At 65.2% G+C, this 24,994-nt stretch carries 20 protein-coding genes; 4 read left to right on the top strand and 16 right to left on the bottom strand.

Features of this window, described 5'->3' with window-relative positions:
- Positions 1–11: 11 nt before the first annotated feature.
- The 4 genes from KF886_14730 to clpB form a co-directional block, all read right to left on the bottom strand.
- Positions 12–932, bottom strand: a complete 921-nt coding sequence (locus KF886_14730) for a PmoA family protein (protein MBX3178612.1) — start codon at positions 930–932, stop codon at positions 12–14.
- Between the two features lie 93 nt (positions 933–1,025).
- Positions 1,026–1,403 carry a type II toxin-antitoxin system VapC family toxin gene (locus KF886_14735; protein ID MBX3178613.1) on the bottom strand — a complete coding sequence of 126 codons (378 nt, stop codon included), beginning with the start codon at positions 1,401–1,403 and terminating at the stop codon, positions 1,026–1,028.
- Positions 1,393–1,641: a type II toxin-antitoxin system prevent-host-death family antitoxin gene (locus KF886_14740; protein MBX3178614.1), complete on the bottom strand. Its 249-nt coding sequence runs from the start codon at positions 1,639–1,641 to the stop codon at positions 1,393–1,395. Before KF886_14740 ends, KF886_14735 begins: the two co-directional genes overlap by 11 nt.
- A 236-nt stretch (positions 1,642–1,877) precedes the next feature.
- A complete protein-coding gene (gene clpB, locus KF886_14745; protein ID MBX3178615.1) occupies positions 1,878–4,475 on the bottom strand; it encodes an ATP-dependent chaperone ClpB in 2,598 nt (865 codons plus the stop codon).
- Positions 4,476–5,130: 655 nt separating this feature from the next.
- On the opposite strand from clpB, the gene KF886_14750 reads away from it, so the two are divergent.
- Together KF886_14750 and KF886_14755 are read left to right on the top strand one after the other, a co-directional pair.
- Positions 5,131–5,691, top strand: a complete 561-nt coding sequence (locus KF886_14750; protein ID MBX3178616.1) for a transposase — start codon at positions 5,131–5,133, stop codon at positions 5,689–5,691.
- A 196-nt stretch (positions 5,692–5,887) separates the two neighbouring features.
- Positions 5,888–7,699 carry a hypothetical protein gene (locus tag KF886_14755; GenBank protein MBX3178617.1) on the top strand — a complete coding sequence of 604 codons (1,812 nt, stop codon included), beginning with the start codon at positions 5,888–5,890 and terminating at the stop codon, positions 7,697–7,699.
- A 404-nt stretch (positions 7,700–8,103) separates the two neighbouring features.
- Here KF886_14755 and KF886_14760 read toward each other — a convergent pair whose 3' ends face one another.
- The 11 genes from KF886_14760 to hrcA form a co-directional block, all read right to left on the bottom strand.
- Complete coding sequence (locus tag KF886_14760) at positions 8,104–8,697, bottom strand: peroxiredoxin (GenBank protein ID MBX3178618.1); 594 nt, start codon at positions 8,695–8,697, stop codon at positions 8,104–8,106.
- Between the two features lie 167 nt (positions 8,698–8,864).
- Positions 8,865–9,377 (bottom strand): ferritin, encoded by a 513-nt coding sequence (locus KF886_14765; protein ID MBX3178619.1) that lies wholly within the window; start codon positions 9,375–9,377, stop codon positions 8,865–8,867.
- Positions 9,378–9,420: 43 nt separating this feature from the next.
- Positions 9,421–9,807, bottom strand: coding sequence for a transcriptional repressor (locus KF886_14770; protein MBX3178620.1), 387 nt, complete (start codon positions 9,805–9,807; stop codon positions 9,421–9,423).
- Positions 9,808–9,924: 117 nt separating this feature from the next.
- Positions 9,925–11,547: a SpoIID/LytB domain-containing protein gene (locus KF886_14775; protein MBX3178621.1), complete on the bottom strand. Its 1,623-nt coding sequence runs from the start codon at positions 11,545–11,547 to the stop codon at positions 9,925–9,927.
- A gap of 20 nt (positions 11,548–11,567) precedes the next feature.
- Entirely contained in the window at positions 11,568–13,382 is a 1,815-nt protein-coding gene (locus KF886_14780; protein ID MBX3178622.1) for an N-acetylmuramic acid 6-phosphate etherase, read from the bottom strand.
- Positions 13,382–14,659, bottom strand: a complete 1,278-nt coding sequence (locus tag KF886_14785; protein ID MBX3178623.1) for a family 1 glycosylhydrolase — start codon at positions 14,657–14,659, stop codon at positions 13,382–13,384. Before KF886_14785 ends, KF886_14780 begins: the two co-directional genes overlap by 1 nt.
- Positions 14,660–14,985: 326 nt before the next feature.
- Positions 14,986–15,321 (bottom strand): ferredoxin family protein, encoded by a 336-nt coding sequence (locus tag KF886_14790; protein MBX3178624.1) that lies wholly within the window; start codon positions 15,319–15,321, stop codon positions 14,986–14,988.
- 208 nt (positions 15,322–15,529) lie between these two features.
- Positions 15,530–16,657, bottom strand: a complete 1,128-nt coding sequence (gene dnaJ, locus KF886_14795; GenBank protein MBX3178625.1) for a molecular chaperone DnaJ — start codon at positions 16,655–16,657, stop codon at positions 15,530–15,532.
- Positions 16,658–16,749: 92 nt separating this feature from the next.
- The gene (gene dnaK, locus KF886_14800) at positions 16,750–18,675 is read right to left on the bottom strand and encodes a molecular chaperone DnaK (protein ID MBX3178626.1); all 1,926 of its coding nucleotides are present in this window, start codon (positions 18,673–18,675) and stop codon (positions 16,750–16,752) included.
- 92 nt (positions 18,676–18,767) lie between these two features.
- Entirely contained in the window at positions 18,768–19,469 is a 702-nt protein-coding gene (gene grpE / locus KF886_14805) for a nucleotide exchange factor GrpE (protein MBX3178627.1), read from the bottom strand.
- A 55-nt stretch (positions 19,470–19,524) separates the two neighbouring features.
- The gene (hrcA, locus tag KF886_14810) at positions 19,525–20,577 is read right to left on the bottom strand and encodes a heat-inducible transcription repressor HrcA (GenBank protein MBX3178628.1); all 1,053 of its coding nucleotides are present in this window, start codon (positions 20,575–20,577) and stop codon (positions 19,525–19,527) included.
- 427 nt (positions 20,578–21,004) lie between these two features.
- On the opposite strand from hrcA, the gene cfa reads away from it, so the two are divergent.
- On the top strand, positions 21,005–22,156 hold the full coding sequence (gene cfa / locus KF886_14815) for a cyclopropane fatty acyl phospholipid synthase (protein ID MBX3178629.1): 1,152 nt from the start codon (positions 21,005–21,007) through the stop codon (positions 22,154–22,156).
- The gene (locus KF886_14820; GenBank protein MBX3178630.1) at positions 22,156–23,253 is read left to right on the top strand and encodes a glycosyltransferase family 4 protein; all 1,098 of its coding nucleotides are present in this window, start codon (positions 22,156–22,158) and stop codon (positions 23,251–23,253) included. Before cfa ends, KF886_14820 begins: the two co-directional genes overlap by 1 nt.
- Positions 23,254–23,277: 24 nt before the next feature.
- Here the strand turns inward: KF886_14820 and KF886_14825 are convergent, their stop codons facing one another.
- Complete coding sequence (locus tag KF886_14825) at positions 23,278–24,885, bottom strand: hypothetical protein (protein MBX3178631.1); 1,608 nt, start codon at positions 24,883–24,885, stop codon at positions 23,278–23,280.
- Positions 24,886–24,994 lie beyond the last annotated feature (109 nt).

The following is a 24,994-nucleotide window of genomic DNA, read 5'->3' on the forward strand; positions in this document are numbered from 1 at the left end:
ATAGCGTGCCGCTATTCTGCCTCCGCCAACCGTAGCCACTCCCGGTACACGGCTTCAATGGCCTCCTTGCTGACCTCGCCGTCCCACAGCGCCGCGCCGTAGCGCAACACCAGCGGCTTATCCGGCGTGACGTCCAGCGGCTCGCGCCAGAGGTTGATCGTGGCCGAGAGGTACGCGAAATGCTCCTTCATCGTGAACCAGAGCGCCGGACGCACATTTCCGGGGGCATCAAACATCGCGACGGTCACCGGCTTTTCTCCGGCGGGCGCGGTATAGGCGCACCACGCGCCCGGCGTGAGGTGTTCGTCGCCCCGCACCAGCTCGCCGAGCTCGCCGCCGGGCGTGATGAAGGCGCCCACCGTATCCATGGATTCCACGAAGCGCACGCCGAGCCCGTGGTAGTGGGAGCCGCCGAGCGTGGCCTTCTCCTTCCCGGGCGGGACCGTGAAACGGGATTCCCACGTCAGCAGGGCGGGGGAGGGACCCGCAAAGACCGTGATGCTCCGCGCTTCCTGTAGCCGCGGTTCGCCCGAGTCCGGCCCGGTCCAGTCGACATGCTGGGTGAAGCGCGCAAACGCAACCCCACCGCGTTCGCCGGTTTCCAGCCCTTCAAAGGCACGGTGGACCTGGCGGCCCGGCGTCTCGCGTTCCTCCCAGAAGTTCACGCCATCCACCTTGATGGCGTACATCATCGCGTGGTGGTGCAGGTGGTCGTGGGGGGCGTCGCGCAGCACCTGGACACGGGCGGGCGAATACCACTCCTGGACGTATGGCTTGAAGGGAACGCCATCGAAGCGGTAGCGGAGGAGGGGCGCGTCGCCGTGGCGAATCCAGATGGAGTCCCCTTCCTCGGCGACGGTGAGGGCGGGCGGCGGACTGGCCCCCGCGGAAAAAAAGGCGATCCCCACGACGGCAATCAGTGCGGCAGGCATTCCCACGATACCACCTCCTTCCTGGGATGGAAGGTTATTCCCCAGAACTGACTTTCAGCATACACCTATTGCCGGTGGGAGTCCAGCAGGCTGCTAGGGCCGAAATACGCTTAATTTGAGCTCGGCGATGCTCCGGTAGTCTTTGGCGTTGGCCGTGCAGAGCATACCGCCATCTTCCACCGCGGTGGCCGCAATGAGCGCGTCGGGGACGCCGATATTCGATTTCAGCGCGTACTCTTCCAGGTAGATTGAGGCGCGGTGGCCAATATTTCCCGTCAGCGGGAGGATTTCAAAGTTCAATTCAGCGAGCACCGCCTTGGTGGCCTGTAACTCTTGCCTATTGCGAACGCCCCGGAGGAGCTCCATGTAGCTCACCACGGAAAGCGCAAGGCTATCCGCCTTATCGATGGCCGTCGCCGCCCGGGCATTGCCGCGCATGGCCCAGATGAGGACATCGGTGTCAAAGATCATCGAAACGGCCTTTGCGCAGGGCGCGCACATGGGCGACGGGGTCGGAGATATCATCCCGGTCCGCCCACATGCCGAAGAATTCGAGGTCTTTTATGCTGGGGCGCTTCTTGGTATCCCGGATGGGCTCGATTCGCGCCACCGATTTTCCCCGGTTGGTAAGGGTGACCGTCTCGTTCCGCGCGATGGCGTCCAGAATCTTTTTGGGGTTGCGCCGCATATCCAGAATGGTTGCCTTCATGGCTGGCCCTTTTTTTAGTGTGCACTTTAAGTATGTACTTTATGTGGCGTGCCTGTCAATTGAATGCTGGACGAAGTGGACAGAGTGGACAACCAACGATGTCTACTCCGTCCACTCGCCGCGGCGAGTCCACCCCGTACACCAGATAAAAAAGCGCCCGCGCGAAATCTCGCGCGGGCGCCTCAGATCTATGGCGGGGCCAGCCTCAACCCGGCCCCGCCTTAACCGCGTCTGCCCTATGCCGCCGCGGAGTGTGGGCTACGGAAGGCGAGAGTGTCGCCGTCCACATCTATAATCACAAGCTCGCCGTCGTGAATGGCCCCCTCCAGGAGCTTGATGGCCAGGGGATCCAGGATCATGCGCTGGATGGCCCGCTTGAGTGGCCGCGCGCCGTAGACCGGGTCGTAGCCTTGATCGGCGAGGAGGTCCAGCGCCGCCGGGGTCAGCTCCAGCTTCAGGCGCCGTTCGCTCAGCCGCTTGCTCAGCCGGCCCAGCTGCACTTCCACGATCTGGCGGATCTCCGCCTTCGTCAGCGGGTGGAACACCACGATATCGTCCACCCGGTTCAGGAACTCGGGCCGGAAGTGCCCGCGCAGCGCCGCCAGCACCGCCTCCTCCTTGTCCGTCTCGCTGCCGCCAGGCGCATTGAAGATCTGGCTGCCGATGTTGGAGGTCATAATGACCACCGTGTTCCGGAAGTCCACCGTGCGGCCCTGGCTGTCGGTCAATCGACCGTCGTCGAGCAACTGCAACAGGATGTTGAATACATCCGGGTGCGCCTTTTCGACCTCGTCCAGCAGAATCACGCTGTAGGGCCGACGCCGCACCGCTTCGGTGAGCTGGCCGCCTTCTTCATAACCCACATAGCCCGGGGGCGCGCCGATCATCCTCGCCACGGAATGCTTCTCCATGTATTCCGACATGTCGATGCGGATCATGGCGTCTTCGCTGTCGAACAGGCAGTCCGCCAGGGTCCGCGCGAGCTCGGTCTTGCCGACGCCCGTGGGGCCGAGGAAGATGAAGGAGCCGATGGGGCGCTCCGGCTCTTTCAGGCCGGCCCGGGCGCGGCGGACCGCATCGGCCACGGCGCGCACGCCTTCTTCCTGGCCGATGACCCGCTTGCCGAGGTGCTCTTCGAGCTTGAGCAGGCGATCCATCTCGGTTTCCAGGAGCTTGTCCACGGGGATGCCGGTCCAGCTCGACACAATCTTGGAGATGTGCTCTTCGGTCACGTCCTCGCTGAGGAAGCTGCCGGCGGCCTGCATTTCGGCCAGGCGCGCGCTCTGCGCTTCGAGCTTCTTCTGCAGCTCGTTCAGCGTGCCGTAGCGGATCTGCGCCACTTTCGCCAGATCGCCCTGGCGCTCCGCCGCCGCCTCCTGCACCTTCGCCGCGTCGATCTCCTCGTTGATGGCGCGGATGCCGTCGAGCACGTCCTTCTCCGCCTGCCACTGCGCCTTCTTGGCGTTCAGCACCTCCTTCATATCCGCGATTTCGCGGGCGATGGCGTCGCGCCGTTCGCGGCTGGGCGCGTCCTTCTCCTTTTTCAGGGCCAGGTGCTCCACTTCCAGCCGCCGGATGCTCCGGTCGAGCACGTCAATCTCATAGGGCATGCTGTCGATTTCAATGCGCAGCCGCGACGCCGCCTCGTCCATCAGGTCGATGGCCTTGTCCGGCAGGAAGCGGTCCGCGATGTAGCGGTGGCTCAACGAGGCCGCCGCCACGAGCGCGCTGTCCTGAATGCGCACGCCGTGGTGCAGTTCGTAGCGCTCCTTCAGCCCGCGCAGGATGGCGATGGTGTTTTCCACGTCCGGCTCGCCCACGAAGACCGGCTGGAAGCGCCGTTCGAGCGCGGGATCCTTCTCGATGTGCTTCTTGTACTCGTCGAGCGTGGTCGCGCCGATGCAGTGCAGTTCACCGCGCGCGAGGGCGGGCTTGAGCATGTTCGACGCGTCCATCGCGCCGTCCGCCTTGCCCGCGCCTACAAGGGTGTGCATCTCGTCGATGAAGAGGATGATGTCGCCCTCCGCCTCCTGCACCGCCGCCAGCACCGCCTTCAGGCGCTCCTCGAATTCGCCGCGGAACTTCGCGCCCGCGATCATGGAGGCGATATCCAGCGTGGCCACGCGCTTGCGCTTGAGGCCCTCGGGCACGTCGCCCGCCACGATGCGCTGGGCCAGGCCCTCGGCGATGGCCGTCTTACCGACGCCCGGCTCGCCGATGAGCACGGGGTTGTTCTTCGTGCGGCGCGACAGCACCTGGATCACCCGGCGCACTTCTTCGTCGCGCCCGATGACCGGGTCCAGCTTGCCGTCCCGCGCGAGCTGCGTCAGGTCGCGGCTGTACTTCTGGAGCGCGTCATAGGTCGCCTCCGCGTTGGGATCGGTCACGCGCTGGCTGCCGCGGATCTCCTTGAGGGACTTCATCACGGCATCGGCGGTGACGCCCAGGCGCGAGAGCACCTGCGCCGCCGCATCCCGCTTCTGGTCCAGAATGCCCAGCAGGATGTGTTCCGTGCTGAGGTATTCGTCCTTGAGCTGGCGCGCGGCCTTCCAGCCGGCCTCCAGCGCCGCCTGCGACTCCGCGCTCAGGTGCGGCTGCACCATGCCGCTGGTGACGGACGGCAGTTTCGCCATCGCCTCGGCCAGCGCCTGGCGCAGTTGGCCGGCGTTCACGCCGATCCGTTGCAGAATAGCGCCGACCGCGCCCTGGTCCTGGCTCAGGAAGGCCTGGAGCAGGTGGAGCGGCGCCACCTCCGTATGTCTGGCGTCGGAAGCGAGGCCTACCGCCTCGGACAGGGCCTCCTGCGCTTTGATGGTCAGTTTGTCAAGTCTCATGGTTCGCTGCTCCTCTCTCGTGCAGTTTTGTTCGGTTGTATAGGAGAAAGAGTCGTGCCAAGGTTTTGTCATTGGAAATAAACGACTTAGGGCGGGGCGATTGTGCCTGGTGCTTCAGAATAGAACGGAGGTGTTTCGGGATGGAGCTCTCGGGTGTGCCAGGTAGTCTGACGCACCACCCATCACCTGTGCCACGCGATTCGGCTACGCCGATTCGTGTGCCGGTGTTCAGGTGATCTCAAGACTTGGAATTGGCGCGGGCGAGCGGCTTGCGCTCATCCGGGCTGCAAGAGGGTTGGTCCAGGCATTCGCTGGCGGTCCAGGCGGTTTTCACAACGGGCACACGAATTCTCCTGCGGCGAATCTTCGACCGACGTTGTCGGATCGCGTGGCACACTTGCAGGTTCGGGACTCTCTTGAGCCGGGCAGCAGGTGTTGGCGGACTCCGCACCCACAAGCTCCGTCGCTACGCTCCTCCGCTTGAGGGTGGCACCCGTGGTGGGCTTGAGGGTGTTGCCCGTGGAGAGGTTGAGGGTGCCACCCTCAAGCGTCGCCGGGAACCGGCGTAAGCTTGTGGGTGTAAACACCATGAAGTAAACTTCCATTGTCTGCAAGACGGCAGCTTGGTTGTTACACACAATATGGGTGGCTACCTATGAACCGCATTCCGCACCGAAAGCAGCGCGAGACATTTAACACCCCCGGCGAACCCCACGAACTCACCTTCACGTGTTTCAAATACCGAAAGTTTCTGCACAGAGATCGGACGCGATGGTACGTTATAGATGCTTTGTCCCGCTTTCCCGGGCAATTCGAGTTTGACCTCTGGGCCTATGTCATCATGCCGGAGCATGTTCACCTGATCGTCTTTCCTCGTCCGGACGAGTACGACATGTCTGCCTTCCTGAAGTCCTTCAAACAGTCCGTCGCCCGGCGGGCGATTAATTATCTGCGGCGTAATAATCCCGACGGTTTGAAACATTTGGCCACGGGCATGCCCAACACGCCCTATGCATTCTGGATGGACGGCCCTGGTTATGATCGCAATGGAAAGAAGAAGGAAACCCTGGATACCATGGTGAGCTACATCCACAACAACCCGGTACGGCGAGGATTGGTGGAAGAGCCCGCGCAGTGGGAATGGTCCAGTGCCCGAGAGTGGCAGCAACCCGGTTCCGGTCATCTGCGGTTGGACCTTGATACTTATCCGTATTGAGGGGGCAGGCCGTAAACGTGGGAACCGCACCCACAAGCTCCGTCGCTACGCTCCTCCGCTTGAGGGTGGCGCCCGTGGTGGGCTTGAGCGGGGCATTCGTGGCAAGCCTGCGGGTGCGGGTTGCTGGATACCCCTTCAAGACAAGCTACTTCTGTTATCATTTTCCAAAATGGCCGCCAAACCCGGAAGTACCCCCATGCGACACACCCTCCTTGCCCTTCTCCTCACCGCCCTCGCCCAAACCTCAGCCCACCCCATCCCCGACGCCTGGACGCCCATCCTCCTTCCCGGCCATTCCGAGTTCACCTTCACGATGTACAGTACACCCAGCGACCTGGACGGCCTGAAGGAACTGGTGGCCGTGATGCAGCGCGAGCAATTGGGCAATGGCTTCGACCCCGGCCCGGCGGCGCATGCGAATTCGGCGGAACTACTCGAATACCTCGCCACCCTTGGCTGGCCCGCAGTGCTGTATCCCGGCTATCCGGGCTTTCAGATTGAAGGCGGGGTTTGTGCGTTTACGGACGCCGACGAAGCCGTGCTCCAGCGCTTTGCGGCGTCGGGCAACTTCCTCGCGGTGCAGCTGGGCGAGTGGGGCTACTACTTCCACAACCTCTCGATGGATGAAGGCTACTGGCGCGCGCAGTTCGGCGACAAACTGGACCAGTACCGCCACGAAATGAAGCCGAAGGGACTGGCGGGTTATGACGCGATGCCCGCGAGCAAGAAGGAGGCCCGCGATGTGCTCCGGCGCTATTTCCTCGCGCGGCAGCGGACCATGCGCGGGTGGAATCTGAGCGTTACGGGCCACTCCCACTACGAAGCCTATGCGCCGGCGTGGGGTGCGCGGCTGATCGGCCTGGAAGTGGGGGAGAACATCGCCTTCGCGCAGTCGAAGCTTGCCTTCGCGCGCGGCGCCTCCCGGCAATCGGGCGTGCCCTGGTCCGTGCAGGTAAGCCCGTGGTTCCACGGCGCCTGCACAACGGCGGGGCCGCTCACGGGGGTGGGCGGCAGCGCGCGCGGGCTGGACGCGGGCCATTCGCTCAGCTTCTACACGCGGATGTGGCTCCACGCCTGGTTTGCGGGCGCGGCCATGGTGACGCCGGAGAATAGTCTGGCCATTTTCTTCGAACCCGGCGAGCCCAGGTGGCGGCTGACGTCCCACGGCGAACGCGCAAAGGAGGTGTTTGCCTTCATGCGCAACCACGACCGCGGTACGCCGTACACACCGATTGCCGTGGTGCTCGACGAGTACGCGGGCTACAACGGGTTCATGGCGAAGCCCTGGGGCATTCTGGAACCCACGCCGGGCGACACCGAGATCACCGACCTCTTCGAGGAGCAGTTGTTTCCCGGAACGGACCTCTTCCACGCGCCGCCGGTGGATCCCGAAAACCCCGAGGCGGGCTACCTGCGCCCGACGCCCTACGGCGGGAGTTTTGATGTACTGCTGAGCTCGGCCCCGGCGAAAGCCCTCGCGAACTATCCGGTGCTGCTGTTGGCGGGTGATATGGACTTCGACCCGCGGTTCGTGGCGTCGCTGTTCGACGTATTGCGCGCGGGAACGCGGCTCCTCATGCTCCCGCGCCACGCCGAGGCGCTCGGCGGGGATTTCGCGCGGCTGCAGGGGACGGGGACCGTCGAAGTGCTGGAGGAATGGGAAAATCCGGCGACGGGACGTCCCGCGGCGATCTCGAACGCGCGCCTGGCCGAATTGGTGGAGGAATTGCTTCCCGTAGCGGTGTCGGGCGACCCGGTGCAGTACCAGATCAACCGCAACGCCGCCGGGTGGGTCGTGGAACTGGTAAACAACGACGGCGTCATCAAGCAGCGCGACACGCCCGCGGTGGTTGACCCGACCCGGGCGCTCTCGGTGACGCTGACGCCGCGCGCGCGGGTCCGCGAGGCGCGCGAGTGGACCGCCGATGGCGCGGTCCCGCTCCCCGCGCCGTACACGGTCGAAATACCGTCCGGCGAGACGCGCTTTGTGGAATTCGTCATCGAATAGGCCCCCAAGTAATACTTTAGCGGAATGAAGTTGGCTTGAATCGTCTGAGGCACAATTCCGCGCCGCAATGTAAGTGCGGACCAATGGGAGCGCGGGCGGCCCGCCCGCACCGCGCCGAAGGCGCGAATTAGATACGTGATGATAGCCCGGGCCAAATCGTCTCGCCAGTCAAACGTGCCGATCCTGCGGACATTCCATGCACCTCCGGTGCATTGCAGGCGGGGACGCCCTCCACGGCGCGTCTTCGACCTGCGCTCCCAGCCTTGCGCACTCTCGTCGCAGGATCGTGGCAACACAACTAAAAAAACTGACGCCACTTCATACGGCTAAAATGTTACACCGATAACAAAAGCGCCGCGGACCCCGGGGGCCCGCGGCGCGCACTATCGTGCCGGTAAGCGAAATCAGGAAGCGTGCTTCGCCAGGTAATCGGCCACGCCGTCGGCGGAGGGCGTCATCGCCGCGTCGCCCTTGTTCCAGTTCGCCGGGCAGACTTCGCCGTGCTCTTCGGTGTACTGGAGCGCGTCGAGCAGGCGGATGGCCTCGTCCACGTTGCGGCCCAGCGGCAGGTTGTTGACCAGCGCGTGCTGCACAACGCCCTGGCGGTCGATGAGGAAGAGCCCGCGCAGGGCGATGGCGTCGTCCACCAGCACGCCGTATTCACGCGCGATGTTCTTCGTGAGATCGGCCACCAGCGGGTACTGGATATTGCCGATGCCGCCCTTGTTCACCGGCGTGTTCTTCCACGCCCAGTGCGAGAAGTGCGAGTCCACCGAAACGCCCACGACCTCGCAATTGCGCCTCTTGAACTCGTCGAGCTTCTTGTCGAACGCGATGATCTCCGACGGGCACACGAAGGTGAAGTCGAGGGGATAGAAGAACAGCACGACATACTTGCCCTGGAGGCCGGACAGGCTGAAGGATTCGTTAAAGCTGTTGTCGGGCATCACGGCGGTGGCGGTGAAGTCCGGCGCGGGCCTGGTTACATGTACACTCATGGCATTCGTACTCCTTTTGGGTCGTTGAAACGGTATCTGGATACAGATCTCTCCCAGATTGGAAGAGGTGTTTACACACTTGCCCCGCGTTCGGACGGATCCCGCCCGTATGGCAGGTAATTACGGAACCCCGGCCGGCATCCCCGACACGCCGGTGGGGCAGTCTATCACGCGGCGGGCGAATCCGCCGCGGCCTGGCGCTGCGCCAGCTCGCGGTCGATGAGGAACAGGCCGCTCGGCGCGCCCTCGACCAGTTTCAATTGCTGGACGATGCCGTCGGCGTTCGACTCCTCTTCAACCTGTTCGGTCACGAACCACTCTAGAAAGGCGTGGCTCGCGTGGTCTTTTTCGTTCACCGCCATCGTCGAAAGTTCGTTGATACACTTGCTGATATGGCACTCGTGCTTGTAGGCGTCTTCGAAGGCGGCGAGGGGGGTGGGCCACTCCGCGGGCGGCGCGGGTATCGCCTCCAGGATAACGCGGCCGCCCCGGTCGTTCAGGAACTTGACCAGGCGCTGCGCGTGCCCCAGTTCTTCGCGGGTTTGCAGCGTCATCCAGTGCGCGAAGCCCTTGAGGCTCAAGTGATCGAAATAGTTGGCCATGGCGGCGTAGATGTAGGCGCTGGCGAGTTCTTCGTTGATCTGCTTGTTGAACGCATCCTGCATGGCCTGGCTGATCATGGCGTTTCCCTTCTTGCTGAACCGGTACGTTTGCTCGGCCGAACTATCGGCACGCGGGGCACAGCCCCTCGAATTCTATGCGGTGTTCCAGAATCTGAAATCCATGCGCGCTCTTCCGGGGACGCCGTATCCGCGTGCCCGCCGTCATGGGGACATCGTCCACCTTGCCGCACCGCTGGCAGCGCACGTGATAATGGGGCGATGTCTCGCCGTCAAAGCGCGCCTGCGCCCCACCCGATTCCAGCCGCCGAACCCGGCCCAACCGGGCGAGCACATCCAGATTCCGGTAGATCGTGCCCAGGCTGACATTGGGCAACTCCCGCCGGACTTCCTCATACAGCTCGTCGGCGGTCGGGTGGCTGTGGAGCCGGCAGAGCGTCTCCAGTATCACCGTTCGCTGCCGGGTCATCCGCTGTAGGGGTGAATTCATGGCGCATTCCTAAATAAGAATGATTATTAATAGCATATGCGGAGGCGTCAAGTCAATTTCTGTTCCAAAATCCAGCGCAACGCCACGTGGTGTTGCGCCACCCGGATGGGCGTCCCCCTACAGGCGCGCCAGGGCCACCCCGGAAAAATAATGCCGCAGAATGGCCTCATAGCCCAGGTTTTCCCGCGCCATGCCATTCGCTCCGTGCTGGCACAGGCCCACGCCGTGGCCCCGGCCCGCGCCGCGAATATGCACTGTTCCACCTTGAATTGAAAAAGTGCACAGCGCGCTCGGCAGGTTTTCGAAAGCCCGCCGGATGTTCAACTCCTTGTTGATTACCGCGCTCTTTCGATCACCCACCACCCGAACCGACTTCAGGCGCCCGCTAACCCCGCGCTCCAGCGCCTCAATCGACCGAAGGTTGCCGATGCCGTAGTCGCGGTTGAATTGCGCCGAGAGCTTGGCGAGGGATATCGACCGGGTCCAGCGGTAGTAGTCCTTGTCGCCCGCACAGTAGGCATGGCCACCCGAATTCAGCCACCGCTCGGCGTGGTTATGGGACCCCCGCCGTTCGCCATCGCGCGAGTCCGGCCGCCCGCGCAGCGCGGGCTGGGCCGCGCCATCCCACACGTTCTCGTTGCTTTCCGTCCAGCCGCCGCAATTCGATGAAAAAACGGTCGGTACAATGCTCTTGTCCGCCGCGACGAGAATGATGCCCTCGGTTTCCTTCACGGCCTGATCCGTGCGGGGATCGTAGAGCCCGCGCCCGCCAAACGCGCGGCAGTGCTGCTCGATGCAGAAGTCGTACCCGTCGAAAAAGTGTTTTCCGCGCGCGTGCACCAGGACTTCGCTCCGCGCGGCGACCGCCTGGGCCTTGAGCGCCTCCAGCGGCCAGGAGGCGTACATCTCGGCGGGGAGGATGCCGCGGAGGTACTCCTCCAGCGCGACCTCGCCCAGAAACGCGGTGTGCCCGGTATGATCGGCCAGAATTTCCATGGGAGCGGGAACCGTGACCGGCGGATGGCCCTTGCGCGCGTCCGGCAGGGTCAGCAGGCCCTCGGAGCGAACCGTCACCGGCGAGGCCGCGTGCAGCACCTCGCCGCCGGTTGCGCTCCGGAAGGTGATGTTCGCCCGGGCGCGGTTGTCGACTTCTTCGCGGCTCCAGGCCCAGACCTTCTGGCCCTGCAACTGCTTCTTCAGGGCCTCCGCCTCGGCTTCCGAGGCGCAGCGCCGCACCGCGAGCCAGTAGAGGCGGTTGTCGTGCAGCGCGCCTCCGCTTCCGGCGACCGCATGTCCCATGGTGGTCACGCTGGGCGCGAAACCCTGCTTGCGCCAGTGCTCCAGGGCATCGCGCAGCGCCGCCGTTTCGTGGTGTTCGAAGGCCTTCACAAAGACGGGCCACGATTTCTTCGCCGGGCCCAGTGTCCGCGCGGAGACCTTCCAGGTTCCCGCCGGGAGGCGTCTGAGGCCGATATCGTGGGCGGACACCACCAGTTCCTGCTCCGCGATGAGTACTTCTTCCTGGGTGGACTGAAGGTATTGCAAGCGGACGCGGAAGCTCTCGCGCGCCGGCGGGCGCAAACCGGCCTCCACGGTGTCCTCCCGGGTGGGCGGCGGAGTGGCCCCGGTATCGCGGCGCGGCGGTGGGCTGCTGGAGTGGCCGCAGCCGGAAAGAATAAGGATCGCCGCCACGGGGGCCACAGCAAACGCCAGGCGCGCAATACGGCCATACGACTGCATTATTTGAATGGCGTATTTCCTCACGGGGCGTCCCGCAGTGCCTGGCGCAGCTGACCGCCGGCTTCCGCGAACTGGCGATCAGCCTCGGCGATGGAAACGCCGCGCATCAGGGCGATCAGTGCGACCGGAATGCGGTAGTCCGCGTGTTCGAGGGCGTCCCGAGCGGCTTCCGGGCTGGTACGCGCGAGCGCGGCCACCATACCCTCGGCGCGGCGGCGCAGCTTGGCGTTCGACGCGCGCATGGACACCATTCGCCCTTCATAGACGAAGCCTGCCAGGGCCATGGCGCCGGTCGAAATGATGTTGAGGGCGACCTTCGTCGCCGTGCCGGCGTTGAGGCGGGTGGAGCCCGGCAGGAGTTCAGGGCCGGTGGGCAATGTGATGCAGTAATCCGCCGTGTTCTCCGGGATCTGTGGGTTGCAGCAGAGGAGGGCGGTGGGAATGCCCGCGCGCCGGGCCGCTTCGAGCGCCGCGCGCACATAGGGGGTCGTGCCCGAGGCCGCAATGCCCACGACGAAGTCGTCCGGCCCCGGCGCGTGGGCGAACAGATCCTTCACGCCGAGCTCCGTGTCGTCCTCCGCGCCCTCGGCCCCGTCGCGCAGGGCCCCATCGCCGCCCGCCATAATACCCACCACGCGATCCGCCGGTACGCCAAAGGTCGGGGGGCATTCCGAGGCGTCCAGCACGCCGAGCCGCCCGCTGGTGCCCGCGCCAAGGTAAAACAGCCGCCCGCCGCGCCGCAGGGTGTCGCCCGCGCGCCGCACGGCCGCCGCCAGGTTGTGGGCCTGTTGCCGCAACGCGCGCCCGACCATGGCTTCGTGCCCGATCATCGCGTCCACGAAGGCCTCCGGCGTCATGCTGTCGATCGGATCCTGGCCACGGCACACCCCTTCCGTCGGGGACTGCGCCGAGACATCCGGGGAGAACAGGTGACACCAGTCCTCATTGCCGGACAGATTTCGCAGCTCGACGGCGGCACGGTGGCTTCGGTGGCGCAGGGGCGTGGGCACGAGGCGGCGTTCCATACCCACGGCGTTGAAGTAGGTTTCGCGGAAGAGGCCGCAATGTTCGATGACGCCGCCCTGCGTAATCAGGGGCACGGGATCGGCGCCGGGCAGTTGGAAGAGGGCGGCGAGCGTCAACGAGGCCAGCTGCCGGGCCTGCGCCGTGATACAGCCGCGCGCAACGGCGTCGCCTTCGTCCGCCGCCTCGCAGACGGTCCGCGCCAGGGCGGCCAGCTCTTGCCGGGTCGCCGCCAGGGACCAGGGGATCAACTCCTCGGTATCGTCGAGCTTGAGCATTTCGGGGATGCGCTGCTCCAGCGATGTTCGGGCGCCCGCGCGGTCTTCGGCGCGCGCAATGGCCCGCAGCGCGCTCACGGCGATGTGGTACGCGCTGCCTTCGTCGCCCATGACCGGGCCGCGCCCGCCCACGCGGTGGAAGTGCTGCTGTCCGTCGTGGATGAGAATGGATGCGCCCGTGCCCGCGATGACGAGCATGCCCGGGCTGTCCGGGAAGTGCGCGTACGCCAGGGGATGCAGGTCGGTGGTGATGCAAAGCGCGCCCAGGCGCGGAACCGCCGCAAGCTGGGCGGCGATATCCTGCCCGATGCGCCGCGACATGACCCCGGCTATACCGGCGAGCACGGTGACGCCGGTCTGATCCGACGGGATGAGTTCGCGTGCGAGTGAGGCGATAACGCCGGCCGTGGTGGCCACGCCGTAGGCGAGCGGGTTCGAAGGGCCGGCCTCGGTCTCCGCCACGAGGCGATCGCCGTCGTAGAGCCCGGCCGTGGTCCGCGTGCCGCCGCCCTCGATTGCCAGATACCACCCCATCAGGAGGCCTCCCTGCCCGGCGCGTTCCAGCCGGGGCAGTAGCGCGCGATTGCGCCGGGGCGCAACGTCCCGTGCTTCGCAATATCGTTCAAGAGAAATGCGCTCGGGTTCGGCGTTCGGGCGAGCGTCTCGCGATCCACGTGCACCAGCCCGTAGCGGCGCCGGTAGCCGTGACAGCCCTCGAAGCCGTCCAGCAGCGAACGGTGGCAGTATCCGAGAATCCTGTGGCCCCTTGCGCGCGCCTCCAGCACGGCGGTGGCATGGTCCGCAATGAAGGCGCAGCGCTCCGCATCGTCCTCGGTGGCGATGCCGCAAGTTACCAGGATGGGGACGTTCCAGTGTCCGGCGCGATCCAGTGCGCCCGGGAGAGCGTCCGGCGCGGGGAGGCCTTCATCCGGAAATGCCGCGCGTCCATCCGGGCCCGCGTACCGGGCAAAGCGCGATGCCGGGCGCGTGGGGGAGGCGAAAACCGAGCGCCGCCCGGGAAGGGAGAGGGCGACAAAGTCGAAGGGGGGCGCGCTGCCAAGGTCCGCCGCCAGCGCATCCGCGTATTCCCGCTCCCGGGCCCATTGCTGCCAGCGCGTGGCCCGGAGATCCCAGGGGCTGTGCGGATCGAGGGGTTCCAGGGCAGGCGCGGCGATCGAAATGCCCAACTGGTGCGCGCCGCCTTGCTCGCGGAGGAAGTTGCGCGCGCGCAGATGGACCGCGCGAAGTTGCGCCGCCGCCTTCCGGGTGAATCGGCGGGCGCCCGCGGGCCGGGGCCAGCGGCAATCGCCATAGGCCATCCGCCGCCACAACGCGGGATCGTGTATCGGACCCCAGTGGCGGCAGTGGGGTGAGAGGGCTTCGAAAACCCGCTCCAGATAGCCCTGGAACCAATCCCCCGCCGCCGGATTCGCCCAAGCGCCGGCATCGGCGAACCACGCGGGCAGGCTTTGCTCCTGGAGCACTGCGACGGGTGTGACGCCCTGGCGGCCCATCGTTTGGAATACGTCCCGGTAATGGGCCAGCACGCTTTCATCGATGCGGTCGGGCGCGGGGGCGACGCGCGCCCAGGAAAGGCTGTATTGAAGGACGCTCAGCCCGAGCTTGTGCGCCAGCGCGATGTCGTCGCGCGCGCGGTTGAGGTGATCCGCCGCAACCTCGGAGGTCGCGCCGCCCGCGATCCGGCCCGGGCGCTGTTCGAAACGCCACCAGTCCGAGTCGAAATCCCGGCCCTCCACGGCATGGGCATTCAGGGTGGCCCCCCAGAGCAGGCTGTCGTCGGCATTCGGCACGTGAACGGAGACTTCCCCAACATGTTAAGAATTGCGGGTCATTTTGTGCGCATTGTACCCGGCGCGGCGCGCAGCCGCAAAAAATAACCGGGCGATAGCACTGAATTGGGCGCTGGATCGTTGTAAGCATTCAGCGGAATGAAGTCTGGATTGATTCTTCCACGACACAAACCCGCTCCGCAACGGCAGCGCGGGCCAATGGGAGCACGGGTCGAAGATGCGCCGTGGTGGACGGCCCGCCCGCATGGCGCCGAAGGCGCAAAAAAGAACGCGGGGAAGCAGCCGAAGTGCTTCCCCGCGGGCGTTTACTCGCTCTGGCGCGCCGCTCAGCTTGCCGGGTTTGGACTGAACTCGGAGGCCTTGTCCTCCTTGTCCTTGTACTCGTCGGCGGTGTCGAGCGGGTCCTTGCCCTCTTCGATGAGCGGCCACTCGGCGGCGTACTGCTTGTTGAGCTCGATGTAGCTCTGCCACTTCTCGGGGACTTCGTCTTCGGAGAAAATGGCCGTCACCGGGCACTCGTCGACGCATACGCCGCAATCGATGCATTCTTCCGGATCGATAACGAGCATGTTTTCACCTTCGTGGAAGCACGCGACGGGGCACACGTCCACACAGTCGGTGTATTTGCACTTGATGCATGGTTCGGTAACAACAAAACCCATGATACATTCTCCTGGTCTATCGCGGTTAGTCCGCGACACGGGTCTGATCAAAGTTATGTGCGGGCCGAAATCGACTCAGCCTGAGTTGATTCTAACAATGGATCCGCCACGGTATCAACGGAATCGCTATACAGCTGTTTACGCCGTTTAACAATTCCATGCGCACTTCCCGCGCCCCGGGCATGCGCGGCCGGGCCGTGGGGCCGCGCTATTGCCGCTGGCTTTTTTCCGCGTCGTGCGTGAACTTGTCACAAAGCGGGTACGTTCGGGAATCCGATTGCTCGTCGAACTCGCGCAGCAGGTCGCGTTGTTTTTTCGAAAGCTTCTGGGGCGTCTCCACGACGATCCGCACGATCTGGTCGCCCTGGCGGTAGCCGCGCAGATCCGGCATACCCAGCCCGCGCAATCGGAGCTGGGCGCCCGTCTGGGCGCCGGCGGGGATCTTGAGCTCCGCCTCGCCTTCGAGGGTGGGTACCCGCACGGAGGCCCCGAGCGCGGCCTGGCTGAAGGTCACCGGTATCTCGCAGTGGATGGTGGCGCCGTCGCGCTCGAAAAACGGGTGTTTCTGGACCTCGATGAAGATGTACAGGTCGCCCCGCCGACCGCCGCCGTGGCCCGCTTCTCCCTCCCCCGTGACGCGCAGCCGCGATCCGGAATCGACACCGGCGGGCACGTCCACGGAAAGTTCGCGCGTGCCTTTGGTCTGGCCCTTGCCGTTGCACGCGCCGCAAGGCTTGGAAATCGTTTTGCCCGCGCCCTGGCAGTGGGGGCAGGTGCGGGTCACGCTGAAAAAGCCGTGGGCGACGCGCACCTGGCCCGCGCCGTGGCAGTGGGGGCAGGTTTCCGGCCGGGATCCCGGGGCGGCGCCGGATCCCTTGCAGTCGCCGCACGCTTCCCGGCGGTTGTAGCGGATTTTCTTTTTCGTGCCGAACGCGGCGTCCTCCAGCGTAATGGAGAGGCGCAGTTCGAGGTCGTTGCCCGCCTGGGAGCCACCCGGCCCGCGCTTGCCGCCCTGGCCGAAGAGCATGTCGAAGAAATCTTCGAATGGCGCCTCGAAGCCGCCCCCGCCCCCGCCGCCGAAGCCCTGGCCCCCGAAGCCGCTGAAGCCCTGGCCGTCGGCGGATCCGAAGCGGTCGTACTGGGCGCGTTTGTCGGGGCTCTTGAGCACGTCGTACGCGGCGTTGATCTGCTTGAGCTTCTCTTCCGCCTCCTTGTCGCCCCCGGTCTTGTCCGGGTGGTACTTGTGGGCGAGTTTCAGGTAGGCCTTGCGGATTTGCTCCTGCGTGGCGGACCGGTCAACGCCGAGAATTTCGTATAGGTCAGTCGATTTTGGCATGGATTCCGGTTCCAGGACACGTTGTAGAAGGTAAACCCATGGCCCGCGCGCGGCCGGCCATGGGCAAGTCTACACCAAGTGCGTGTCAAGCGCTACTTGTTCTTGTCGTCGTCGTCCACCACGGTGAAGTCGGCGTCCACCGTGTCGCCGGCGTCGTCAGCGGGGCCTTCCGCCGCGCCGGCCTGACCCGGGGCCGCGCCGCCGTCCTGGCCGCCCGCGCCGCCCGCCTTGTACATGGCCTCGGCGAGTTTGTGGGAGGCTTTCGTCAGGTTCTCGGCCGCGGCTTCAATAGCCGCCGTGTCTTCGCCTTCCAGCGCCTTCTTCACGCCCGCGATGGCGGCCTCCACCTCGCTTTTCTCCGCCGCCCCGATCTTGTCCGCGTTTTCGCTGAGCAGCTTTTCCGTCTGGTACACCAGGCTGTCGGCGTTGTTTCGCGTTTCGATCTTCTTCTTCTTGGCCTTGTCCTCGTCCGCGTGGACCTCGGCCTCGCTCACCATCTTGTTGATCTCGTCCTCCGACAATCCGCTGGAGGTCTCGATCTTGATCTTCTGTTCCTTGCCGGTCGCCAGGTCCTTCGCCGAGGCGTGAAAGATGCCGTTGGCGTCGAGGTCGAAGGAAACTTCGATCTGCGGGATGCCGCGCGGCGCCGACGGAATGCCCATCAGGTCGAAGCGCGCCAGCGTGCGGTTGTCCGACGCCATCTCGCGTTCGCCCTGCAGCACGTGGATCGTGACCGCCGTCTGGTTGTCCGCCGCAGTCGAGAAGATCTGCCGCTTCGTCACCGGGATGGTGGTGTTCCGGTCGATCAGCTTCGTGCAGACGCCGCCGAGCGTTTCAATGCCGAGCGACAGCGGGGTGACGTCGAGCAGGAGCACATCCTTGACGTCGCCGGAGAGCACACCGGCCTGGATCGCCGCGCCGATCGCCACGACTTCGTCCGGGTTCACCCCGCGGTGGGGCGCCTTGCCGAAGATGCTCTCCACCACCTTGCCGACGGCGGGCATGCGGGTCATGCCCCCGACGAGAATGACTTCGTCGATGTCGGAGGCGCTCAGGCCGGCGTCTTCCAGCGCGCGGAAGCAGGGGTTCTTGCTCCGCTGGAGAAGGTGGTCGGCCAGCTGCTCGAACCTGGCGCGCGTCAGCGTGTAGTTCAGGTGCTTCGGGCCCGACGCGTCCGCCGTGATGAACGGCAGGTTGACGTCCGTGCTCATCGCGCTCGAAAGCTCGCACTTGGCCTTTTCGGCGCCTTCCTTCAGCCGCTGGAGGGCCATGGGGTCCTTGCGCAGGTCGATGCCCTGCTCCTTCTGGAATTCCTCGGCCAGCCAATTGATGATGACCTGGTCGAAGTCGTCGCCGCCCAGGTGCGTGTCGCCGCTCGTGCTCAGCACCTCGAAGCTGTCGTCGCCGATCGCGAGAATGGAGATATCGAAGGTCCCGCCGCCGAGGTCATACACCGCCACCTTCTCGTCCTTCTTCCGCTCCAGGCCGTAGGCCAGCGCCGCCGCGGTGGGCTCATTGATGATCCGCAGCACTTCGAGGCCCGCGATCCGGCCCGCGTCTTTCGTCGCCTGGCGCTGCGCGTCGTTGAAATACGCGGGCACCGTGACGACCGCCTGGGTCACCGTCGTCCCCAGGTAGGATTCCGCCGTCTCCTTCATCTTCTGAAGGATCATGGCGGAAATCTCCGGCGGGCGGTAGCTCTCGCCCATGATTTCGACCTGGCAGTCGCCCGAGGAGGTCTCGCCGACCTTGTACGGCACGATCTTTTCCTCTTCCTTCACTTCATCGTGCCGGCGGCCCATGAATCGCTTGATCGAGAAGATGGTGTTGGTCGGGTTGGTTACCGCCTGGCGCTTGGCCACGGCGCCGATCAACCGCTCGCCGTCCTTGTTGAACGCAACCACCGATGGCGTGGTGCGGTTTCCCTCGGAATTGGCGATGACAACGGGCTCACCGCCTTCCATCACCGCTACGCAGGAATTGGTGGTGCCCAAGTCAATTCCAATTACTTTGCCCATGGTTTCTCAGCCTCCTTCGGATTCATCCCGAGCCGGGTTTGTAAGTTTAGCATGTATATCAACCGGGGTTCAGCGCCCGCCGGGACGCGCGATTACGGCTCGCCGCCGCCCGGCGCGTCACCCGCCCTGACTTCGTCCGGTTCAAGGGGCGTGACGGGCGCCGGGGCGCCGCTGCTCACCACGACCTGGCTTGGCCGGAGCACGTAGTCGCCCAGGCGGTAGCCGCGCTGGAATTCTTCCATCACCGTGTCCGCCGGATACTGGTCCGAGGGCTGGTGCGTCAGCGCCTCGTGTACGTTTGGATCAAAGTTTTCGCCGACCGACGGGATCGGTTCCAGGCCCTGATCCGCCAATACATTCGAAAACTGCTTCACAATCATCTCGACGCCCTGCGCGAAGCCGTCGCTCTTGATGTCGGCATGGCTCAACGCGCGTTCCAGATTGTCAACAATCGGCAGCAGGCTGCGCATCAGGCCCTGGGCGGCCGTTTTCCGGAGCTGCTCGCCCTCGCGCAACATCCGCTTGCGGTAGTTGTCGAATTCCGCCCGCGCGCGCAGCAACTGATCCTTCAACTCGTCGCGCTCGCGCTCCAGCGCTTCCAGCGCGGCTTCCGCCGCGCTCAGTACGTTCTCGCCCTCGCCCGCTTCCGATATCTCGGCTTCGGGGATGGTCTCGTCCTCGGATTCCGGCTCGGGCGCGGCTTCGCCGGGCGCTTCCTCGTCCAGCGGCGCTTCCCGCCGAGTTTCCAGTTTCTCGTTCAACTCCATGGCTTTCTTCTTCTTGCGCTTCTTCATTACAACTCTTCTGTTGACCGGCGTCCTGCCGGGGAGTAGGGGACATTGCGCGGGCTCATTGCGACAGGCGCGTCAGTATCCGCCCGACCATGCCGGCCGTGTAGTCCACTATGGCGGTGAGCCGCGAATAGGGCATCCGGCGCGGCCCCAGCACGCCGATCATGCCGACCGGCTCGCCCTTACAGTAATAGGGCGACGCAATCACGCTGATGTCGTCCAGGCCGGACGCGCCCTCGATGCGCCCGATATGAATCGAACTGTTGACCCGATCCCGATCGGAGAGCGCGTGGCGGAGCATGTCCAGCAGAACAGTGCGCTCCTCCATCAGGCCCAGCACCTCGCGCGCCTTGCCCAGGTCCTGGAATTCAGGCTGATCAAACAAGTGCGACGCGCCCTCCAGGTACAGTTGCGCCGGCCGCTGGGGCGGCGCCAGACCAAGCACCCTGAGCGCCAACTCGGCAATCTTGCGCTGTTCGTCCAGGAAGTCCTTGAGCCGGCTTTCGATAGTCTTCGCAAGCCCGTCAAGCCGCGCGCCATACAAGTGATCATTCAAGAACTGCGTAAGCTTCTGTAACTCTTCGGGATAAATCCCCTCTTTCAACTGGACGGTAAGCGTCCGAACCCGGCTGTAGTTGTCCACTATCAGGATCGCGACCCGCTCGGGCCCGACCTGCATAACCTCCAGGCGTTTCACATACGCGTGATCGTCGCTGGGCGCCTCGGCCAGCCCCGCCTGATTGGAGATCAGCGCCAGGAGCTGGCTCGTATGCCGCAACACATCGTCCGCGTCGCTGAGCCGTTCGGTGAATTCCTCCTCGATGCGGCTCCGCTCGCGAATCGTAAGTTCATGCACCTGCATGAGATAATTCACATAGTAGCGGTACCCGGCGTCCGTGGGAATTCGCCCCGAACTGGTGTGGATTTGCTGGAGAAACCCCAGCTCCTCCAAATCCGCCATCACGTTGCGGACCGTGGCCGGGCTGAGCCCGAGATCGAATCGCTTTACCACGGAGCGAGAGCCTACGGGCTCGGCCGACAGAATATAGCTGTTTACAACGGCCTGCAGTATAAGCTGTTCACGTTCATTGAGATCGCGCACATCCGTCATGGCGGGGTACCTGGGTTTAGCACTCATCCTGTTCGAGTGCTAACAGCTGACCCAAGTCTAACATACGCCCGAGGGTGTGTCAAGCCAACTGCCAGGGCAATCATTTAAGCCCGATCAAGGTATTTGGGCGTAAACTTGAGTTGATTTGGAGCCTTGAATCAATGAAAGTGAGCGTGTTGGAGCGCCGGCATCTTTGCCGGCAAGGATGCCAGCGCTCCAACACGCGCTCTTTTTTACATTTCAGGTGGTTCGTATGGCGCTCGGCTCGGGCAGGACGTTTGAATTCGATTGCCCTGAGCCAACCGCCCCGGTCCCGCGCAGTCGCCGGGCACGTTGCGCCGGGCGCCCGGCGGTCGATATAAGGATAGGCCTTCGTCGGGTTCAATCGGGTTTAGTTGTTGCTTTGGGTTGGGAGGTACGGTACAGAATGGAACATCATGGTCAGGCCCCAATCGTGTTTCGCGCCGCCGGCTCGCCCCGGGATACGGTGCGGGACCTGCTGGCGACGGTGGACATCCGCGAGAACGGCGATCGTCCCTGGGATCTTCGCGTGCACGATCCGCGGGTCTACCGCCGCTTTCTGCGGGAGGGCCGCCTCGGCCTGGGCGAAAGCTATATGGACGGCGATTGGGATTGCGACGACCTGGCGGAGCTGTTTAACCGGGTGCTTCGCGCCGATTTCACCGATCGCGTGGACTGGTGGCGCGTGATCATACCGGTGCTGCGGGCCCATCTCGAAAACCCCCAGCGCCGATCGCGCGCGCGGGAGGTGGCGGAGCGGCACTACGATCTCGGGAACAATCTTTTCGAGAAGATGCTCGACCCGCGCATGGTCTATTCCTGTGCCTACTGGAAGAACGCGGCGGATCTGGCGACCGCCCAGGAACACAAGCTGGACCTGGTCTGCCGCAAACTGGGGCTGCAACCGGGCATGCGCGTTCTGGATGTCGGGTGTGGCTGGGGATCCTTTGCGGCCTTCGCGGCGGAACGGTACGGGGTGGAGGTGGACGGCATCACCATCTCGGTCGAGCAGCGGGCGCTGGCGGAAGCGCGCTGCGCGGGGCATCCGGTCCGCATTCATCTCCAGGACTACCGCGACTGCAACGGCCAGTGGGACCGGGTCGTCTCCATCGGCATGCTGGAGCATGTCGGCGTCAAGAACTACGCGGCGTACATGGACCGCGTGCGCGGGTGGCTCACGCCGGACGGCCTGGCGCTCGTACACAGCATCGTGGGGCGCTATCCGGTGCGCCGGGGCGATCCGTGGGTCACGAAATACATCTTTCCCAATGGCATGACGCCGACGCCCAGCCAGCTCGGCGCGGCGCTGGAGCGGCGGCTGGTCCTGGAGGATGTGCACAACATCGGCGCGGACTACGACCGGACGCTGTTGGCGTGGTGGGAGAATTTCGACCGCCACTGGCCCGAACTGCGCGATCAGTATGGCGATCGCTTCTACCGCATGTGGCGTTACTTTTTGCACTACACCGCGGGCTCCTTCCGCGCGCGCTACAACAACGTCTGGCAGATGGTGCTTTCGCCCCGGGGCGTCCCGGGCGGCTACGAGGCCGTGCGCTGATGCGCGTCCTGTTCAACGCCATGCAGGCTGGCAACCAGAGTGGCACGGGCCGCTACGTGGAGGAGCTCATCCCGCACCTGCTAGCGCTCGAGAACCCGCCCGAACTTACCGTGTGGTGGCCGGAGCGGGCGCCCGCGCCCAGCTGGGCCGATCGCGTGGATCTCGTCCCGCAGCGGCGCGGACTCTGGAACCGGCTTGCCCTGGAGCGGGCGGCGCAGCGGGCCCGCGACCGCTTTGACATTGTGCACTACCCCGCCAGCATCGGCCCGCTGGACGGGGGGGACAACGTCGTGTTGACGGTCCACGATTGCATTTTCATGCGGCATCCGGAATGGTTCCGGTGGGAACGCGCGCGCTATTACCGCTGGGCGGGGCTTCGGAGCGCGCGGCGCGCGGGGCGCATCATCGCCGATTCGGAGGCGACCGCCGGCGACGTGGCGGCGTACATGGGTATCCCGCGCGATCGCATTGACGTGGTTCCGCTCGCCGCCAGCGATCGATTTCGCCCGGCGCCCGTGGAGGAGATTGCCGCCGCGCGCGCGCGGCATGGACTCCCGGAACGCTTCGTGCTCTACACGGGCACCCTGGAGCCGCGCAAGAACCTGGCCGCCCTCGTTCGCGCGTGGGACGCCGCGGCGAAGGACATTCCCGACGCGCTGGTGATCGCCGGCCGCGCGGGATGGAAGACGTCGGGCCTGCATGAAGCAATCCGCGCCGCGCGCCACCGGGAACGCATCCTGCTGACCGGGTTTATTCCAGACGCGGACCTGCCCGCGCTCCTCAGCGGCGCGCGCGCCTTTGTCTGGCCGAGCCGCTACGAGGGCTTCGGCCTTCCCGTGCTCGAAGCGATGGCGTGCGGCGCGCCCGTGATAACCGCCGACTGTTCCAGCCTGCCCGAGGTCGCCGGCGACGCGGCGGTGCTGGTCGATCCCAACGATGAGGCGGCCCTTTCCCGGGCGATCCGCGCGATCTGCCTCGACGATGAAGCGCGCGCGCGGCTGTCCGTCTCCGGACTGCGCCGCGCCTCCGAATTCACGTGGCGGCGCTGCGCCGAGCAGACGTGCGCCACGTACGCGCGGGTCATTCAATCGCGGTAGACCCACAACCGGCCACAACCCCGGCTACCGGTTGAGCCGCATCCGGACTTTTTCCGCCGTCGGATAGCCCGCGGGATGCGCCGCGTGCGCGGGCGCGTGGTCCCCCCGCGCCGTGACGGGCCTCACCGATCCGGAGGGGGCGGATGGGCGGGAAACCTGGCCCGCCGGGGACCCGGGGGGCGGAGTCGTCGCGGACTGCGGCCCGAGCGGCGGGAGGGTGAGGCGCTGCCGGCCCTCCGTGTCCAGGCGCTCGCGGACCTGCTGTTTGATCGGGTTGGCAATCCGATCCTCGTAGCGCTGTTCGAGGCGGCCGAGGCCCTTGCGCTGGCGCACGAAGCGGCCGTAGTCCTCGTCCACCTCGACCCGAAACGCGACGTCGCGCGCGGCCAGCTCGTGCTTCAGGCGCGGAGAAAAGTCTCCCATCGTCCACACCGCGAAAGGCGCGTCGGGCGCGAAGTCCCGCCCCATCTCCGAAGCCATGGAGAAATGGATATCCGCTTCGCGCGTCCAGATAAGGTAGTCCTGAATCATGGGGGCGACCACGGGGCCGTCCTCAATCTCGAAGACCAGGACGCCATCCCAGTGCTGGAGGCGTTCCAGGGGCTCGGCGCCGTTGTGGTGCAGCGCGAGCACCTGCGCGAGCCGCACGGCGGTCCGTGCGTATTCCGCGCTGTCAATCGTGTTGGCCCAGTCCACAAACGCCGCCCGATCCGCCACGCCCGGCATCGCGCGCAACGCCTCGGCGACGCCCTCGCGCATCCGTCCACTGAAATGCGGGTGATTCCGGAACTCCTGAATCATGCCGCGCGGCACGTCGATTTTTCGGAGCATGCGCCGCGCCGTGCGCGGAAACACGTCCTTCCGGAGCGCGGCCACGGCCCGGCCCAGGTTGCCGTCGCCGATGTTTCCCACCTCGGTGCTGAGATCATAGGTTATATCCACATAGGCGTCGCCCACCTCGGGAACCAGGCCGCCCATCCACACGCCCCACCCGACTCGTCTTAACTCGTCGCGCAGGGCCGCGTTGTCCGTATCGTCATCCACATTCAGCCGTCGGGCAAGCAGCTTCCGCGCGCCATCTATCCCCAGGCTCCGGCGGATGTACACCCGCGGCCCGTACTCGAACAGGTCACCCGCCGCCGCAAGTTTCCCCGCGTAGTCCGCGATTTCGCTGGGCACCGCCTCGATCGCATACAGCGGGTCAAATACAACCCGCTTCAGCTTTCGGTACGGCGCTGACGCGAGCTGCTTCATGCTGTAGTTGAACCCCACGAGGGCCCCGGTGCGCTTGGGCGTATCCTGAAGCAGGTCCAGCGCGCGCAACTCCTGGATAGCCACGATCAGCGCGTCTTTTCCCAATGCCTCGGCGTCGCCCAGCGGCGACCGGATCACGTAGTGGTTGGTCGCGCCATCGTTGCGAACCTCGGGGTCCACGGTGAACAACTCCCCCGTCAGGAGGTACTCCGGGAGCAGGTCCGCCGCGTTCAGCACCGGGGGCGTCTCGTAATCGCCTTCGAGGGCGGGCGCGCCCGTGCCGGGATCGGGTTGGCCCTGCGCCCAGGCGCCCGGGGCGAGACCCAGCACAAATATCAGGGCCAGCGGCGCCCGGCGGCGGAGTTCGGCGATACGCATCCTGCAAAGCCTCCACAGTGGCGGCGGTTTCGCCCGGGGCATGCCCGAGTGGCGCCGCAACGAAAGAATATAATCCAGTATAACAGGCCCGGGCGGATCCCGAGACCGC

This window comes from Candidatus Hydrogenedentota bacterium (assembly GCA_019637335.1).
In the GTDB taxonomy this organism is placed as follows: Bacteria; Hydrogenedentota; Hydrogenedentia; order Hydrogenedentales; family JAEUWI01; genus JAEUWI01.

What these genes read in the sequence shown, in the direction of transcription:
- KF886_14730 (MBX3178612.1), bottom strand. Translation starts at nt 932, where the DNA reads ATGCCTGCCGCACTGATTGCCGTCGTGGGGATCGCCTTTTTTTCCGCG.
- KF886_14735 (MBX3178613.1), bottom strand. Translation starts at nt 1,403, where the DNA reads ATGATCTTTGACACCGATGTCCTCATCTGGGCCATGCGCGGCAATGCC.
- KF886_14740 (MBX3178614.1), bottom strand. Translation starts at nt 1,641, where the DNA reads ATGAAGGCAACCATTCTGGATATGCGGCGCAACCCCAAAAAGATTCTG.
- clpB (MBX3178615.1), bottom strand. Translation starts at nt 4,475, where the DNA reads ATGAGACTTGACAAACTGACCATCAAAGCGCAGGAGGCCCTGTCCGAG.
- KF886_14750 (MBX3178616.1), top strand. Translation starts at nt 5,131, where the DNA reads ATGAACCGCATTCCGCACCGAAAGCAGCGCGAGACATTTAACACCCCC.
- KF886_14755 (MBX3178617.1), top strand. Translation starts at nt 5,888, where the DNA reads ATGCGACACACCCTCCTTGCCCTTCTCCTCACCGCCCTCGCCCAAACC.
- KF886_14760 (MBX3178618.1), bottom strand. Translation starts at nt 8,697, where the DNA reads ATGAGTGTACATGTAACCAGGCCCGCGCCGGACTTCACCGCCACCGCC.
- KF886_14765 (MBX3178619.1), bottom strand. Translation starts at nt 9,377, where the DNA reads ATGATCAGCCAGGCCATGCAGGATGCGTTCAACAAGCAGATCAACGAA.
- KF886_14770 (MBX3178620.1), bottom strand. Translation starts at nt 9,807, where the DNA reads ATGAATTCACCCCTACAGCGGATGACCCGGCAGCGAACGGTGATACTG.
- KF886_14775 (MBX3178621.1), bottom strand. Translation starts at nt 11,547, where the DNA reads ATGCAGTCGTATGGCCGTATTGCGCGCCTGGCGTTTGCTGTGGCCCCC.
- KF886_14780 (MBX3178622.1), bottom strand. Translation starts at nt 13,382, where the DNA reads ATGGGGTGGTATCTGGCAATCGAGGGCGGCGGCACGCGGACCACGGCC.
- KF886_14790 (MBX3178624.1), bottom strand. Translation starts at nt 15,321, where the DNA reads ATGGGTTTTGTTGTTACCGAACCATGCATCAAGTGCAAATACACCGAC.
- dnaJ (MBX3178625.1), bottom strand. Translation starts at nt 16,657, where the DNA reads ATGCCAAAATCGACTGACCTATACGAAATTCTCGGCGTTGACCGGTCC.
- dnaK (MBX3178626.1), bottom strand. Translation starts at nt 18,675, where the DNA reads ATGGGCAAAGTAATTGGAATTGACTTGGGCACCACCAATTCCTGCGTA.
- grpE (MBX3178627.1), bottom strand. Translation starts at nt 19,469, where the DNA reads ATGAAGAAGCGCAAGAAGAAGAAAGCCATGGAGTTGAACGAGAAACTG.
- hrcA (MBX3178628.1), bottom strand. Translation starts at nt 20,577, where the DNA reads ATGACGGATGTGCGCGATCTCAATGAACGTGAACAGCTTATACTGCAG.
- cfa (MBX3178629.1), top strand. Translation starts at nt 21,005, where the DNA reads ATGGAACATCATGGTCAGGCCCCAATCGTGTTTCGCGCCGCCGGCTCG.
- KF886_14820 (MBX3178630.1), top strand. Translation starts at nt 22,156, where the DNA reads ATGCGCGTCCTGTTCAACGCCATGCAGGCTGGCAACCAGAGTGGCACG.
- KF886_14825 (MBX3178631.1), bottom strand. Translation starts at nt 24,885, where the DNA reads ATGCGTATCGCCGAACTCCGCCGCCGGGCGCCGCTGGCCCTGATATTT.